The sequence below is a fragment of the Pseudomonas fluorescens genome, assembly GCF_902497745.1.
Classification (GTDB): domain Bacteria; phylum Pseudomonadota; class Gammaproteobacteria; order Pseudomonadales; family Pseudomonadaceae; genus Aquipseudomonas; species Aquipseudomonas fluorescens_BM.
In genome coordinates, this window is record NZ_CABVHJ010000002.1 from 74,659 (window position 1) to 89,579 (window position 14,921).

Here is a 14,921-nt window from a genome sequence, read left to right on the forward strand (position 1 = left end):
TCGGCAGACGTTTGCCGCAACCGTGATTGTCCAGATAAAACCCGGCACAAGTACCGGGTTCCACCTGATCAGGAGTGCACGATGGATCTCAGCCGTCGTCAGTTCTTCAAGGTCGCCGGTATCGGCCTTGCAGGCTCGAGCCTGGGCGCGTTGGGCATGGCCCCGACGCTGGCCTTCGCCGAGCAGGTGCGCCACTTCAAGCTTGCCCACACCCATGAAACCCGCAACACCTGCCCGTATTGCTCGGTCGGCTGCGGTTTGATCATGTACAGCCAGGGCGATACCGCGAAGAACGTAGCGCAAAGCATCATTCACATCGAGGGCGACGCCGACCATCCGGTCAACCGCGGCACCCTCTGCCCGAAAGGCGCAGGCCTTCTCGACTTCATTCACAGCCCCGGCCGTTTGCTCTACCCGCAAACGCGCAAACCGGGCAGCAGCGAATGGACGCGAATCAGTTGGGACGAAGCGCTCGACCGCATCGCCGACCTGATGAAAACCGACCGCGACGCCAACTTCATCGAGAAAAATGCCAATGGGCAAACGGTGAATCGCTGGCTGACCACCGGCTTCCTCGCCGCGTCGGCAGCGTCCAACGAAGCCGGTTACATCACCCAGAAGGTGATTCGCAGTCTCGGCATGCTGGGGTTCGATAACCAGGCGCGTGTCTGACACGGCCCGACGGTGGCAAGTCTTGCCCCGACGTACGGCCGTGGTGCCATGACCAATACCTGGACCGATATCGCCAACGCGAATCTGATCCTGGTGATGGGCGGCAACGCAGCAGAAGCGCATCCGTGCGGCTTCAAATGGGTGACCGAGGCCAAGGCGCACAACGCTGCGCGGCTGATCGTGGTCGATCCGCGTTTTACCCGGACTGCTTCGGTGGCCGACTATTACGCGCCGATCCGCACCGGCACCGACATCGCCTTCATGGGCGGGCTGATCAATTACCTGCTGACCGAGGACAAGATCCAGCACGAGTACGTGCGCAATTACACCGACGTGTCGTTCATCGTCAAAGCAGGCTATGGCTTCGAAGACGGCATCTTCAGCGGCTACGACGTGGCCAAACGCAGCTACACCGACAAATCCGGCTGGGGTTACGAGTTGGGCGAGGACGGCTTCGTCAGAGTCGACCCGACCCTGCAAGACCCGCGCTGCGTCTATCAATTGATGAAGCAGCATTACAGCCGCTACAACATCGACCTCGCCAGCCAGATCTGCGGCATGCCGGTCGACGCCATGCAAAAAATCTGGGAAGAGATCGCCACCTGCTCGATTCCGGGCAAGACCATGACGATTCTCTACGCCCTCGGCTGGACCCAGCACTCGATCGGCGCGCAGATCATTCGCAGCGCGGCGATGGTGCAACTGCTGTTGGGCAACGTCGGCATGCCCGGTGGCGGGGTCAACGCCTTGCGCGGTCACTCGAATATTCAGGGTCTGACCGACCTTGGCTTACTCTCCAACGCACTGCCGGGTTACCTGACGCTGGGCAGCGACAGCGAGCAGGACTACGGTCAGTTCATCCACAAGCGCACGCAGGTTCCGCTTAGACCGGGGCAGTTGTCCTACTGGCAGAACTACAGCAAATTCCACGTCAGCCTGATGAAGTCGTGGTACGGCGCCAACGCGACCGTCGAGAACAATTGGTGCTACGACCATTTGCCGAAACTCGACATCCCCAACTACGACGTCCTGAAGATGTTCGACCTGATGAGCCAGGGCAAGGTCAACGGCTACTTCTGCCAAGGCTTCAATCCGATCGCTGCACTACCGGACAAGAACCGCGTAATGGGCGCACTGGCCAAGCTGAAATGGCTGGTAGTGATGGATCCGCTGGCGACAGAAACCTCGGAGTTCTGGCACAACGTCGGGCCGTATAACGATGTGAAAACCGACGAAATCCAGACCGAAGTCATTCGCCTGCCGACCACTTGTTTTGCCGAAGAGGACGGCTCACTGGTCAACAGCAGCCGCTGGCTGCAGTGGCACTGGAAAGGCGCCGACGGCCCGGGCGAAGCGCAAACCGACATTCGCATCATGAGCGAATTGTTCCTGCGCCTGCGCAAGCGCTATCAGGCCGAGGGCGGCAAATTCCCTGATCCGCTGCTGAAACTGACGTGGCCGTACAAGATCCCCGACGAGCCTTCGCCGGAAGAGTTGGCCAAGGAAATCAACGGCAGTGCCGTGGCTGATTTCACCGATGCCGCGGGCGTTGCGGTCAAGGCCGGTTCGCAACTGGCCGGGTTTGGCTTGCTCAAGGATGACGGCAGTACCGCGTCCGGTTGCTGGATCTTCGCCGGCAGTTGGACCGAGGCCGGCAACCAGATGGCCCGCCGCGACAACGCCGACCCATTCGGTATGCATCAGCATCTGGGCTGGGCGTGGGCGTGGCCGGCCAACCGGCGGATTCTCTACAACCGTGCTTCGGCGGACGTCGCCGGCAAACCGTGGGATCCGAAAAAACGCCTGGTGTGGTGGAACGGCAAGGCTTGGACCGGCACCGATGTACCGGACTACAAAGCCGATGTACCGCCGGAAGCCGGGATGAACCCGTTCATCATGAATCCCGAAGGCGTCGCGCGGTTCTTCGCCGTCGACAAGATGAACGAGGGGCCATTCCCCGAGCACTACGAGCCGTTCGAAACGCCGATCGGCATCAACCCGCTGCACCCGCAAAACAAGAAAGCCACCAGCAACCCGGCGGCGCGGATCTTCGATTCGGTCTGGGAAACCCTCGGCGAGGCCAAGGACTTCCCGTACGCCGGCACCAGTTACCGGCTCACCGAGCATTTCCACTTCTGGAGCAAGCACTGCAAGTTAAACGCGATTGCTCAACCCGAGCAGTTCGTCGAAATCGGTGAAGTGCTGGCGAAAGAGAAGGGCATCGCTGCCGGTGATCGCGTGCGCGTCAGTTGCAAGCGCGGCTTTATCGAAGCGGTGGCGGTGGTGACGAAAAGGATCCGGCCGCTGCAGGTCAACGGCCAGGTCGTGCATCAGATCGGCATCCCGCTGCACTGGGGTTTCACCGGCCTGACGCGTCACGGTTACCTGACCAACACCCTGGTGCCGTTCCTCGGCGATGGCAATACACAGACCCCGGAATCCAAGTCATTCCTGGTCAACGTGGAGAAACTGTAAATGGCCAGCCAAGACATTATTGCCCGCTCGGCCACCACCACGGTGCCGCCATCGGTGAGGAATCAGGAGGCGGTCGCCAAGCTGATCGACACCACTAAATGCATCGGCTGCAAGGCCTGTCAGGTCGCCTGCTCGGAATGGAACGAGCTGCGCGACGAGGTCGGCCACAACCACGGCACCTACGACAACCCGCAAGACCTCAGCGCCGAAACCTGGACGTTGATGCGTTTCACCGAGCACGAAACCGACGCCGGCAACCTCGAGTGGCTGATTCGCAAGGACGGCTGCATGCACTGCGCCGAGCCCGGTTGTCTGGCGGCGTGCCCGAGTCCCGGCGCAATCATCAAGCACGCCAACGGCATCGTCGATTTCGATCAGGATCACTGCATCGGTTGCGGTTATTGCATCACCGGTTGCCCGTTCAATATTCCGCGCATTTCGCAGAAGGATCACAAGGCTTACAAGTGCACCTTGTGTTCGGATCGGGTCGCTGTAGGGCTGGAACCGGCCTGCGTGAAAACCTGCCCGACCGGCGCCATCGTCTTCGGCACCAAGGAAGACATGAAGGAACACGCCGCCGAACGCATCGTCGATCTGAAAAGCCGTGGCTTCGAAAACGCTGGTCTGTATGACCCGGCCGGTGTTGGCGGCACGCATGTGATGTACGTGTTGCACCACGCCGATACACCAACCATCTACGCCAACCTGCCGCAGGATCCGGCGATCAGCCCGTTGGTGGGCCTGTGGAAGGGCATCAGCAAACCTCTGGGCCTGCTGGCCATGGGCGCGGCGGTGTTGGCCGGGTTCTTCCATTACGTGCGTATCGGGCCGAACCGGGTCGAGGAGGATGAACATCCGACTCCACCTGACACCTCGGTGCACGTTGTCGATCCGGCCGTGCACACCTTCGATCCACGCGGGGAGGAGCGGCCATGAGCAACAAGACGATCCTGCGTTACACCGCCAACCAACGCACCAATCACTGGCTGGTGGCGATCCTGTTTTTCATGGCCGGGCTGTCCGGACTGGCGTTGTTTCACCCGTCGCTGTTCTGGCTGAGCAACCTGTTCGGCGGCGGGCCGTGGACGCGGATTCTGCACCCGTACATGGGCATCGCCATGTTCGTGTTTTTCCTCGGTCTGGTGCTGAGTTTCTGGCGCGCCAACTTCTTTATCAGCAACGACGGCAAGTGGATGCGCCGCATTGACCGGGTGCTGGTCAATGACGAGGAAAGCGTGCCGCCAGTGGGCAAGTACAACGCCGGGCAAAAGCTGCTGTTCTGGACTTTACTGCTGTGCATGCTCGGTTTGCTGTTCACCGGACTGGTCATTTGGCGCGCCTGGTTCAGTGCGTATTTCGACATCACCGTGATTCGCTGGGCGATGCTGTTGCATGCGCTGGCCGGGTTCATTCTGGTGCTGAGCATCATCATTCACATCTACGCCGGGCTGTGGATCAAAGGCTCGGTGGACGCGATGATGCATGGCTGGGTCAGCCGCGCCTGGGCGAAGAAACACCATGAACTCTGGTATCGCGAGGTGACCCGCGATGAACGCCAAGCGGACGTGCCGGAGCGACCGATCACCAAAAAGGGCTGACTTTTGCCAACCATTCTTGAGCCTGGGGAAATCGAAGCGGCGGCGAGTTCGCCGCCGTTTCTGCATCTGCCACCGCATAACCTGTTCACCCTGCGCGCTGATCGTCTAGAGTTTTTGGCGCAAGGGCATCCGTTGGCCGAGTACTTACGCTTGATCGCCGGGTTGTGCCGGATTCAGCAACAGGTATTCGACGATCCGCCGCTGACGGCGCCGTTTGATCAGCAACGGATCGAGGCCTGTCAGCAGCATGGTTTGCCGCCGTTTGCGGCTGACACCTTGGTGCGTGAAGAGGGTTGGCAGGCTTATCTTGATGCTTTATTGAAACGCTATGCGCCGGTTGAACAACCCGCCGTTGTAGATGCAGTGGACACCTTGCGTTCCGCCAGTCCCGGCCAGTTGCGCGCGTGGGCCGTGGCGTTGGTCAGCGGGCAATATTCGATGGTGCCAGCGCAACTGGTGCCGTTTCTCGGCGCCGCGCTGCAAGTGGCGTGGAGTCACTGGCTGCTCAGCACGCCGAATCTGCAACTCAAACCGGGTGACAGCCTCAGCCAATGCCCGGCCTGTGGTTCGCCGGCGATGGCCGGGGTAATCCGCCATCGCGGCAAGCACAACGGTTTGCGTTATCTGGTCTGCTCGCTGTGTGCCTGTGAATGGCATGTGGTGCGGGTCAAGTGCGTGTACTGCGAGTCGAGCAAGGGCCTCGATTATCTGAGCCTTGAGGACGATCGCCATGCTGCGAATCAGGCGCCGCTTAGGGCAGAGGTCTGTCCGGGCTGTAACAGTTATCTGAAACTGGTGTATCTGGAGAACGATGCTGACGCCGAAGCCTTGTCGGCGGATCTCTCCAGTTTGCTGCTGGACATGCGACTGGCGCAGGACGGTTATCAGCGGCTGGCACCGAATCTGTTGCTGGCACCGGGAGACGATTGACGAGAGCAAAACTGTGGGAGGGAGCCTGCTCCCGAAGGGGCCATTTCAGCCACATCAGCTTTGACTGACTTACCGCTTTCGCGAGCAGGCTCGCTCCCACAGTGCGTCTACACTTCTGAAACCCTTGTGGGAGGGAGCTTGTTCCCGAAGGGGCTGTTTCAGTTGAATCAGGAGTGGCTGATGTCTTCCAGCGTTGCCCTGCGTTTGCCGTCTATTGACGGGTTGTTGCGTCACCCGGCGTGCGCGCCGTTGGCCGAGCGTTACGGCCGGGATTCGTTACTGACGGGGCTGCGTCAGTTGCTCGATGAGCTGCGGCCCGGCGTGTTGAACGGGCACTTGTCCGCCGTTGAAATCGGCGCCGAAGTCCTTGCCGGCCGAGTCGGCGAACGCTTGGCGCAACAGCAGCGCAGTCAGGTTCGTCGGGTGTTCAACCTCACCGGCACCGTCCTGCACACCAACCTCGGCCGCGCCTTGTTGCCCGACGAAGCCATCGAAGCGGTGCAAATGGCCGCGCGTTATCCGCTCAATCTGGAATTCGATCTGGCCAGTGGCAAACGCGGTGATCGTGATGACCTGATCGAAGGCCTGATCCGCGAACTGACCGGCGCCGAAGCCGTCACCGTGGTCAACAACAATGCCGCCGCCGTGCTGCTAACGCTCAACAGTCTGGGCGCGCGCAAGGAAGGCATCATCTCGCGCGGTGAGTTGATCGAAATCGGCGGCGCTTTCCGCATCCCCGACATCATGGCCCGCGCCGGTGTGCGCCTGCACGAAGTCGGCACGACCAATCGCACCCATGCTCGCGACTACGAAGCGGCGATCAGCCCACGCAGCGGTTTGATCATGCGCGTGCATGCGAGCAACTACAGCATCGAAGGATTTACCGCTCGCGTGCCGACCGCTGAACTGGCGGAGTTGGCGCATCGGCATGGCTTGCCGTTGCTGGAAGATCTGGGCAGTGGCAGCCTTTTGGATCTGACCCGTTGGGGTTTGCCGGCGGAACCGACCGTGCGGCAAGCGCTGCTGGATGGCGCGGACATCGTCACCTTCAGCGGCGACAAGTTGCTCGGCGGTCCGCAGGCGGGGTTGATCGTCGGGCGCAAAGAGCTGATCGCGAAGATCAAGAAAAACCCGCTGAAACGCGCGCTGCGGGTGGACAAGTTGACCTTGGCGGCACTGGAGGCGGTGCTGGGTTTGTATCGCGATCCGGATCGACTGGCTGAACGTTTGCCGAGTTTGCGTCTATTGACTCGCCCGCAGGCTGACATCTTCGCCCAGGCTTCACGCCTGCAACCAATGCTGGCTCAAGTATTAGGCGAGATCTGGCAGGTCAGCGCAGTCGAGGCCTTGGGCATGATCGGCAGCGGCAGCCAACCGGTGGCGCGTTTGCCGAGTGCGGCATTGTGTATGCGGCCGCAGGTCTCCAAGCGTTTGCGCGGGCGTTGCCTGCTGAATCTGGAAGCGGCGTTGCGCGCCTTGCCGATCCCGGTGCTCGGGCGGATTGACGACGATGCGCTTTGGCTGGATCTGCGTCAGCTCGACGATGAACCGGCGTGGCTCGGGCAATTGCCCCACCTGCAGGTCGACCCGTGATCGTCGGCACGGCAGGGCACATCGACCACGGCAAGACCTCGCTGCTGCAAGCGCTGACCGGACAAACCGGCGACCGCCGCCCGCAGGAACGCGAGCGCGGGATGACCATTGACCTTGGCTATCTCTATGCCGAACTCGAACCGGGCGCGGGGTTGACCGGGTTTATCGACGTGCCCGGTCACGAGAAATTCACCCACAACATGCTCGCTGGCGCGCAAGGCATCGATCTGGTGTTGCTAGTGGTCGCGGCGGATGACGGCGTGATGCCGCAAACCCGTGAACATCTGGCGATTGTTGAATTGCTTGGCATCCCGCGCGCCGTGGTGGCGGTTACCAAATGCGATCGCGCCGAAGCGGGCAGGGTGGAAGAAGTGCAACGCCAGGTGCTGGATCTGCTCGCCCCGGGGCCGTTTGCCGAGGCGCCGGTTTTTACGGTATCGAGTGTGAGCGGGAAGGGGGTTGATGAATTGCGCGCGGCGCTGATGCAGGTGCAAAACGAGGTGCAGGCGCGCAGTTTTCAGGGCGGTTTTCGTTTGGCGATTGATCGGGCGTTCAGCGTCGCAGGTGCGGGGATTGTGGTCACGGGCACAGCGTTGTCGGGGACGGTTGCGGTTGGCGACAAACTGGTTATGGCGCCTTCCGGGAAAACGGTGCGAGTGCGCGGCCTGCATGCACAGAATCAACCCGCCGAACACGCCGTCGCCGGCCAGCGGGTGGCGTTGAACCTCACCGGCGAACGCCTCGAACTGGCGCAGATCCATCGCGGGCAGTGGCTGCTCAGCGAATGGCTGCATGCGCCGACACAACGGGTCGATATTGAATTTCAACTGCTGCCCGGCGAGCGCACCTTCGAACACTTCCATCCCGTGCACGTGCACCTCGGCACGCAGGATGTTATCGCTCGGGTGGCTCTGCTCGAAGGCCCACGCTTGAGTCCTGGCGAGCGGATGTTTGCGCAACTGCTGATCAATGCGCCGGTGCACGCGGTGAAGGGGGATCGACTGATCCTGCGCGACCAGAGCGCGCAACGCACCTTGGGTGGCGGCCAGGTCCTCGACCCGTTTGCCCCGGCGCGACAACGCCGCAGCCCCGAACGTCTGGCGCAACTGCGCGCCTTGAACTCTGGCGACAAACTCGAACACGTCTTGGCCGTGCTGCTCAACTACAGCGCCGGTGGCCTCGATCCGCTAAGGCTAGAACGTCAGTTCAATCGCCCGCGCTCAACCTGGGCGTTAGCGGAAAACGTGCGCCTGATCGATACCCGCCAAGGCCCGGTGCTGTTCAACGTGCAGCGCTGGGCGCAACTGAAGTTCACCCTGCTGGAACAACTCGCACAGTTCCATGAACTGGAACCCGACCAGATGGGCCCGGATCGCGATCGCTTGCGGCGCTTCAGTGGTCTGATGCTGGAGCGTCCGACGTTCGTGAGTTTGCTGGATGAATTGCTGGCGGCCGGATCGATTCAGGCAAGCGGCCCATGGCTGCACCTGCCAGATCATCAGGTACGCCTGAATGCCGAGGACGAAACCCTCTGGCAGGCATTACGACCGCTGTTCGAAAACGCCGGATTCGACCCGCCGTGGGTACGCGACATCGCGAAAATGTTCGGTCAGGACGACGCCGTCGTACGCCTGCTGCTACGCAAGCTGGCGCGGCTCGGTCTGATGCATCAAGTGGTGCGCGACCTGTTTTTGAGTGACGTGCAACTGCGCCAAATGGCCGACGTGCTGCTCAAACTGGCCAAGGAAAATCCGCAGATCCAGGTGACAACCTTCCGCGATGCGCTAGGCTTGGGACGCAAACGCTGTATTCAGTATCTGGAATATTTTGATCGCGTCGGCCTGACCCGACGCCTCGGCGAATCCCGCCAGATCCGCCCCGACAACGCGCTGGCCCACGCCGACGCCCAATGAGTTCAAGGAAGGCAATCGCGCCCGGTGGCGCGGCCGGGCTTCAAACCCGGTTGGGGACGGCATCCGTTCCCGGGCAGGTTCGACTCCGGCTGCCTTCCGCCAGTTCTTGTTCAGGACGACCGCGATCCAGTGTGGGAGCGAGCCTGCTCGCGAATGCGGTTTTTCAGTCAACATCTCACTGACTGACCTAGCGCCTTCGCGAGCAGGCTCGCTCCCACAAAATTGGCGGTAGAACCTTAGCCGCGTTAGCGACAGAAATCCCCTGTGGGAGCGGGCATGCCCGCGAAGACGTCAGCAGCCACAAAGCCTCATTCAGGGCTTGTCACAGAACCGTGCTACTGCGGCAATTCCAGATTATCCATCACCCGATTCACCGCCAGCTCGCCGAGCATGATCAGCTGCGCAATTCCCAACAGCGTCCTGCGCTGCGATGCGGGGATGAGGTGGGCGAAGTCATGGGCGATGGTTCTGGCCGAAGCGAGTGTTTCGCTGGCATCGGCCAGCAGCTCCTCATTTTTGAAGTCCGCGGTGACGGCGTACATACGGCGGGTTTTACGGGGTGGTGGGGTGGAGCCGGGTGGGCAGAGGTAGTGATCGAGAGCGCGGTCGGCGGCTTCGTGGAGTTTTTTTGAATCGAGGGATTCGTAGGGGGAGGTGAGATCGGTTTCGGGTGGGTTGGGTGTTGGTTTGATCATGGTGAGACTCCGTGGTTGATTTAGCCGCCACGGCTCATCGCTAAACAAGTAAAGGTGGCGGCTGTACGCAGGTTAGCGATCCGGGTCACAGAAACCCCGGGTAGACCCGAAGGTCTCCCACGCACAGCCACCATGACGCCAAGTGCAGATAGACAAAGCTGCAATTGAGACAGGGGATTGAGCGTCTGTAAGGTATCGGATCGCTAAACCCGATCGCTGATTCGTCAGCGACCGACCCACAATAGAACCCGACCCCAAAGCGCACAAGCCGGCGGATTCTGGCGTAGCTGTAGGCAATGGCGCAAGAATTTGTAGCCTGAAAGGCGTGTCTGAAGGTGTCTTTTAAACGCCTGAGTTTAAAAGCCGATTTGCGCTGACCTCACTGGCCCTTTCGTGAGAAAGCTCACTCCCACACTTGGAATGCGTTTCCCTGTGGGAGTGGGCTTGCCCGCGAAGACGTCAGCCGCTGCACCGACTCATTCAAGGCTTGTCACAGCCCGTGCTACTGGGGCAACTCCAGATTATCCATCACCCGATTCACCGCGAGTTCGCCAAGCATGATCAGCTGCGCGATGCCCAGCAGCGTCCTGCGCTGCGACGCGGGTATGAGGTGAGCGAAGTCATGGGCGATGGTTCTGGCTGAGGCGAGTGTTTCGCTGGCATCGGCCAGCAGTTCCTCGTTTTTGAAGTCGGCGGTAACGGCGTACATCCGGCGGGTTTTGCGTGGCGGAGGGGTGGAGCCGGGTGGGCAAAGGTAGTGATCGAGGGCGCGCTCGGCGGCGTCGTTGAGCTTTTTTGAATCGAGGGATTCGTAGGGGGAAGCGAGGTCGATTTCGGGCGGGTTGGGTGTTGGTTTGATCATGGGTAAAGCTCCTTGATTGCTGGAGCTGACACATTTCGCTGCGAAACGAAGAGAGGTGGCAGCTGTACGCAGGTTCGCAGACCGGGAATCAAGGTACCCGGCATACCCGAAGGTATCCCGCGCACAGCTGCCATGAAGCACCGTTGCATAAATCTTGATAGCAACGATTGGGAGCGCTGTGCGCCTTGATTGGTCCGGGCTGCGAAACCCGATCGCTGATTCGTCAGCGACCGACCCACAATAGAGCCCACCCCCATGGCGCACAAGCCGGCGGATTCTGGCGTAGCTGTAGGCAATGGCGCAAGAATTTGTAGCCTTGAAGGCGTGTCCAGAGGTGTCTTTTAAACACCTGAGTTTAAAAGGTGATTTGCGCTGATTTCACTGGCCCCTTCGCGAGCAAGCTCGCTCCCAGGGAAACGCATTCCAGATGTGGGAGCGAGCTTGCTCGCGAAAGGGCCATCCCGGTCAGCAGAAAACGTCGATCAAGCCCCACTGTTTAAATCACTGGTTAAATAAATCTTTACCCTTTTCTCTGGGAGCAAACGGGGTCTGTCCCTGATAAAGGGCTCGCTCCCACAGGGGGTTGCGTTGTTCCAGTTGAATCCGCGTTCATCCCGTCACGGCTGATACGGAATCACCTTGTCTTTGTCCATTTCCACTAGCAACTGATCAAGCATCTGCCGCTTGTTTTCAAACGCTGGAATCGGCACGTACCAGGTGATGACACTCCAGCCTTCGCGCGAGTAGTTGTAGGTCTTGAGCAGTTCGCCGTCCTTGAAGACGGAGCCGCGCAGGTTGTCCTTGTAGTGGTAAGGCATAGGGAAGGTGAACAGGGTGAAGACGTTCATCAATGCCAACCAATTGACCTTGCCGTCGTTGGGTTCGGTGATCAACAGGCTGTAGCCGTTGCGGCTGTAGCCACCATCGAGCATGGAAAAGGCGCCGGTGTTTTTCAGGGCGCTGATGGTTTCGCGTTGATGCTGTTCGTCGATTCGGCTGTAGGCCGGGCCGAGTCCGAGTGTGACCGGTACGTAGGCGGTGCTGGCCTTATAGTCGAGCGGTTGCAGGGTGTTGGCGCAGCCACCCAGCGTCAGCAGGGCGAAGAGCAAGGCGGCAGACTTGATGACGTTGAGGTTCATTGCGCAGCCCCGTCGGCAGGGATCAGACGATCATGCTGGACGTCCTGGGCAAACGCGCGGGCGATGCGACTCAGGTTCTGGCCTTCCAGTTCGCCACCCTGATCCAGCAGCCACGTGTATTTCTGCGTGGTGTTGCGATAGCTGTATTGCTTCAGACGCTTGTCGCCCTGATACACGGAGAACTGCGCCTCAGTGTTGTATTCCTTGGACAACGGCAGTGTGAACAGGGTTAGGCAGCTGAGCATCACCAGCGGAAACGGCGGAAACTCACGCTGCATGTTCAGTTTGATCTGCACGCTGTACTCGTCACCTTTGGCGGTGCCGGTCTGGATTTCGCGGAACACGCCGGTCTGGCGCAGATAGTTGCGCAGGGTCGACGAGTTCATCGGGTCATCAACCATGACGTGGATCGGTGCCAGATAATCCTGACCGTCGGCGAGGGTGCGCTCAGGCAAGGTGTTGGTGGCTGTGCAGCCGGTTAACAGCGCGGCGGTACTGAGGGCGATGATTTTTTTCATGGTTTGACGTCCACGGCCACACTCGGAGTGGGGCCGGTAAAGATGTAGGGTTCGGCGCGTTTCAGATCGAGTTTCAGCGGTTGCAGCGTTGGCAACCCTGGGGTCATGCGCTGAGCGATCACTGCGTCACGGGCGTTCTGATCGCTCCAGCGGAACGCGCAGAACCCGGCGGTCAGGCAAAACGAGCGAAATTCGCCGATGTAGTAAGCCTTGCCGCGCTCAAGGCGCATCGGCAGGTTGAATTTTTCTCGCGCCTCGGCCGAGGTGAAAACCGTGCCGAGCCCAGGCTGGTAGCGGGCGGAAAAGAACTGGAAGTCATAGAACTCGTAGTCGCCCGGTTTCAGGGGCAGCACGAATACGCTCGCTGCGCCGACACCATCCTGAATGTCCTGAGGCGTCGAGTAGGCACCGGCCAGTTTCCAGATACCGGCGGCGCCGTATTCGGAACCGCGTTTGCGGAAGAAAATGCGCTGGTTGTCAGCGGCAGGGAATTTGACTGACTGCGGCCCGATCGAGCCGACGAGGTAGCTGACCGGCTCGTTGGCTTTAGGTTGCAGAGGTTCGCTGACCCATGAAGCGCTTTCGGTAATGCAGCCGCTGAGCGTCGCGGCCAGCACAAGCGCGGCGCCGAGTTTGAATAACTGGAACATGTACATCCCTGAATCTGCGTGTGTTGATTAGCGGCAAACAGGAAGGTCAATTGATGCCTTCCTGGCTTGGCGTTTTTGGCGGGTGCGCAGAATAAGGGAGGTGATGGCATTTGGCTAGCCGTGAAAGGTGTGTTGCGTACACGGATGTTTGGCTGAAACTCAAACCTGTGGGAGTGAGCCTGCTCGCGATAACGGTGCATCAGTGAGCATGAATGTTGCTGAAAAGACGCCATCGCGAGCAGGCTCGCTCCTACAGGGGATAGCGTTTCAAATCGGATAGGCGGTGGGTTAGAAACCCAGCGGGTACTGGATCACCACGTAGATCCGGTCGATGTCATCGCCAGCTTGCGCTTCATTGGCCCGGTGCGATACATGCGAGAGCTGCACCGACAGATCCTTCGCCGCGCCCGACTGGACGATGTATTTCAAATCGATATCGCGTTCCCAGTGCTTGCCGCCGTCACCTTGCTGCGGCTGATAACTGTCGCTGTCAGGATCAAACGGGTTGTAGGCGCCGCCCTTTGGTGCGTGGGTGCCGTCGATGTGGCTGCCGCTGACGTAGCGGGTCATGAAGGTCAGGCCGGGAATGCCCAAGGCGCCGAGGTCGAGGTCGTAGCGCGCTTGCCAGGAACGTTCGTTGGCGCCGTTGAAATCGGCGTATTTGATCGAGTTGGCGAGGTAGATCGAGTCGCCGCCGACGAAATCGAATGGCGTGTCGCCCTTGATCCGTTGCCAGCCGAGCATCACCGCGTGGGGGCCGAAGGCGTATTTGCCGGACAGGCTGAACGCGGTGTTATCGATGGAACCGGCCAGCGCTCGGCCGGTGTCGCGGGTGTGGTAGAGGTTGGCGTCGAGCAGTACGCCGGATTGCTTGAAGTGCAGATTGCCGTAGTACTGATGCCAGGTGTCTGTGAGTTCCGAGGCGTACAACGCGCCGCCGACCGGGCTGTCGGTGAACAGGTCGGCGCCGAGAAAACTGATCCCGCCAGCCTCGGTATTGGCGCCATAACCATAGAAGTCGCCTCTGCCGGATGAGCTGTCCTGATTCTTGAACGCGGTGAAATGCCCGGCGACCAGATTGACGTGATCGAACTCGGCGCTGTTGAGCAGAAAACCGCTGGCGTACTCCGGTTGCAGGCGTTTGTCGGAGGTGTCGAACACCGGGGTTTCCACGGTCATTTCACCGAAGGCGAGGGTGGTGCGCGAGGCTTTCAATTTGAGCGCACCGCCGGCACTGGAGTAATCGTTTTCGCTGCGGCCATCGCTGTCGACCGGCAGCAGGCCCGTCCCGGAATGGCCCTTGCCGCCGTCCAGTTTCAGTCCGGCGAAAGCGTGGGCATCAATGCCGAAGCCGACCGTTCCGGATGTGAAACCGGATGAGAAGGTGCCGATAAAGCCCTGAGCCCATTCCTGTTTGTAGTTTTTGCCGGACGCTGAGGGCGAGCGGTAATCGTTGCTCAGGTAGAAGTTGCGGCTGAGCACTTCACTTTTGGCGTCGTCGAAAAAACCGCTGGCGTGGGCGGTAGTGGTCAGACCGCAGAGCAGCGCGAGCAGGGTGAGGCGCGAGGGGTTGCGGTCGATCATGGTCGGTGGCCAGCGGCAATTAAGATGCCCGGGATGATCGAGGAACTGCAGGACAGGGGATTGAGTGGATGTGCTGAATTTACGGGCTTACACAAAACCTGTGGGAGCGAGCCTGCTCGCGAAGGCGGTGTATCAGTCAAATTTATCGAGCCTGACACATCGCCATCGCGAGCAGGCTCGCTCCCACAGGGATTTGGGTTGAATGAGGATTTTGTGGCGGGAGCTGAAACCTGTGGGAGCTGGCTTGCCAGCGATGGCGGCGTGTCAGTCAAGTTTATTCAGGCTGACACAC

Annotated in this window: 12 protein-coding genes and 1 tRNA gene; 7 read left to right on the plus strand and 6 right to left on the minus strand. The window is 60.3% G+C overall.

Annotated features, from left to right (window positions below):
• The first annotated feature begins 81 nt into the window (after positions 1 to 81).
• The 7 genes from fdnG to F8N44_RS03095 all read left to right on the plus strand — a co-directional run bounded on the left by fdnG (position 82) and on the right by F8N44_RS03095 (position 9,283).
• Positions 82 to 3,147, plus strand: a complete 3,066-nt coding sequence (gene fdnG, locus F8N44_RS03065; RefSeq protein ID WP_150649259.1) for a formate dehydrogenase-N subunit alpha — start codon at positions 82 to 84, stop codon at positions 3,145 to 3,147.
• Positions 3,148 to 4,083 (plus strand): formate dehydrogenase subunit beta, encoded by a 936-nt coding sequence (gene fdxH / locus F8N44_RS03070; RefSeq protein WP_034154153.1) that lies wholly within the window; start codon positions 3,148 to 3,150, stop codon positions 4,081 to 4,083.
• Entirely contained in the window at positions 4,080 to 4,745 is a 666-nt protein-coding gene (locus F8N44_RS03075; RefSeq protein ID WP_150649260.1) for a formate dehydrogenase subunit gamma, read from the plus strand. Before fdxH ends, F8N44_RS03075 begins: the two co-directional genes overlap by 4 nt.
• 3 nt (positions 4,746 to 4,748) lie before the next feature.
• The gene (gene fdhE, locus F8N44_RS03080; protein ID WP_150649261.1) at positions 4,749 to 5,675 is read left to right on the plus strand and encodes a formate dehydrogenase accessory protein FdhE; all 927 of its coding nucleotides are present in this window, start codon (positions 4,749 to 4,751) and stop codon (positions 5,673 to 5,675) included.
• 180 nt (positions 5,676 to 5,855) lie between these two features.
• Positions 5,856 to 7,268, plus strand: a complete 1,413-nt coding sequence (gene selA, locus F8N44_RS03085; RefSeq protein ID WP_150649262.1) for an L-seryl-tRNA(Sec) selenium transferase — start codon at positions 5,856 to 5,858, stop codon at positions 7,266 to 7,268.
• Positions 7,265 to 9,181: a selenocysteine-specific translation elongation factor gene (selB, locus tag F8N44_RS03090; protein ID WP_150649263.1), complete on the plus strand. Its 1,917-nt coding sequence runs from the start codon at positions 7,265 to 7,267 to the stop codon at positions 9,179 to 9,181. The genes selA and selB overlap by 4 nt, the downstream gene beginning before the upstream one ends.
• A 6-nt stretch (positions 9,182 to 9,187) precedes the next feature.
• Positions 9,188 to 9,283: transfer RNA gene (locus F8N44_RS03095), tRNA-Sec, on the plus strand.
• A gap of 233 nt (positions 9,284 to 9,516) precedes the next feature.
• Here F8N44_RS03095 and F8N44_RS03100 read toward each other — a convergent pair.
• From F8N44_RS03100 to F8N44_RS03130, 6 genes are all read right to left on the minus strand, one after another.
• A complete protein-coding gene (locus tag F8N44_RS03100; RefSeq protein ID WP_150649264.1) occupies positions 9,517 to 9,876 on the minus strand; it encodes a DUF6124 family protein in 360 nt (119 codons plus the stop codon).
• 502 nt (positions 9,877 to 10,378) lie between these two features.
• Positions 10,379 to 10,738, minus strand: coding sequence for a DUF6124 family protein (locus F8N44_RS03110; RefSeq protein WP_038361600.1), 360 nt, complete (start codon positions 10,736 to 10,738; stop codon positions 10,379 to 10,381).
• A gap of 617 nt (positions 10,739 to 11,355) precedes the next feature.
• Entirely contained in the window at positions 11,356 to 11,877 is a 522-nt protein-coding gene (locus F8N44_RS03115; RefSeq protein ID WP_150649265.1) for a hypothetical protein, read from the minus strand.
• Positions 11,874 to 12,395 carry a hypothetical protein gene (locus tag F8N44_RS03120; RefSeq protein WP_150649266.1) on the minus strand — a complete coding sequence of 174 codons (522 nt, stop codon included), beginning with the start codon at positions 12,393 to 12,395 and terminating at the stop codon, positions 11,874 to 11,876. The genes F8N44_RS03115 and F8N44_RS03120 overlap by 4 nt, the downstream gene beginning before the upstream one ends.
• Positions 12,392 to 13,045 (minus strand): hypothetical protein, encoded by a 654-nt coding sequence (locus F8N44_RS03125; RefSeq protein WP_150649267.1) that lies wholly within the window; start codon positions 13,043 to 13,045, stop codon positions 12,392 to 12,394. The genes F8N44_RS03120 and F8N44_RS03125 overlap by 4 nt, the downstream gene beginning before the upstream one ends.
• Before the next feature lie 288 nt (positions 13,046 to 13,333).
• Positions 13,334 to 14,629 carry an OprD family porin gene (locus tag F8N44_RS03130; protein ID WP_150649268.1) on the minus strand — a complete coding sequence of 432 codons (1,296 nt, stop codon included), beginning with the start codon at positions 14,627 to 14,629 and terminating at the stop codon, positions 13,334 to 13,336.
• Positions 14,630 to 14,921: the final 292 nt, after the last annotated feature.

Bases quoted from the DNA above. Each gene is read 5' to 3' on its own strand.
- fdxH (WP_034154153.1), top strand. From the start codon at position 3,148: ATGGCCAGCCAAGACATTATTGCCCGCTCGGCCACCACCACGGTGCCG.
- F8N44_RS03075 (WP_150649260.1), top strand. From the start codon at position 4,080: ATGAGCAACAAGACGATCCTGCGTTACACCGCCAACCAACGCACCAAT.
- selA (WP_150649262.1), top strand. From the start codon at position 5,856: ATGTCTTCCAGCGTTGCCCTGCGTTTGCCGTCTATTGACGGGTTGTTG.
- F8N44_RS03100 (WP_150649264.1), bottom strand. From the start codon at position 9,876: ATGATCAAACCAACACCCAACCCACCCGAAACCGATCTCACCTCCCCC.
- F8N44_RS03110 (WP_038361600.1), bottom strand. From the start codon at position 10,738: ATGATCAAACCAACACCCAACCCGCCCGAAATCGACCTCGCTTCCCCC.
- F8N44_RS03115 (WP_150649265.1), bottom strand. From the start codon at position 11,877: ATGAACCTCAACGTCATCAAGTCTGCCGCCTTGCTCTTCGCCCTGCTG.
- F8N44_RS03120 (WP_150649266.1), bottom strand. From the start codon at position 12,395: ATGAAAAAAATCATCGCCCTCAGTACCGCCGCGCTGTTAACCGGCTGC.
- F8N44_RS03125 (WP_150649267.1), bottom strand. From the start codon at position 13,045: ATGTTCCAGTTATTCAAACTCGGCGCCGCGCTTGTGCTGGCCGCGACG.
- F8N44_RS03130 (WP_150649268.1), bottom strand. From the start codon at position 14,629: ATGATCGACCGCAACCCCTCGCGCCTCACCCTGCTCGCGCTGCTCTGC.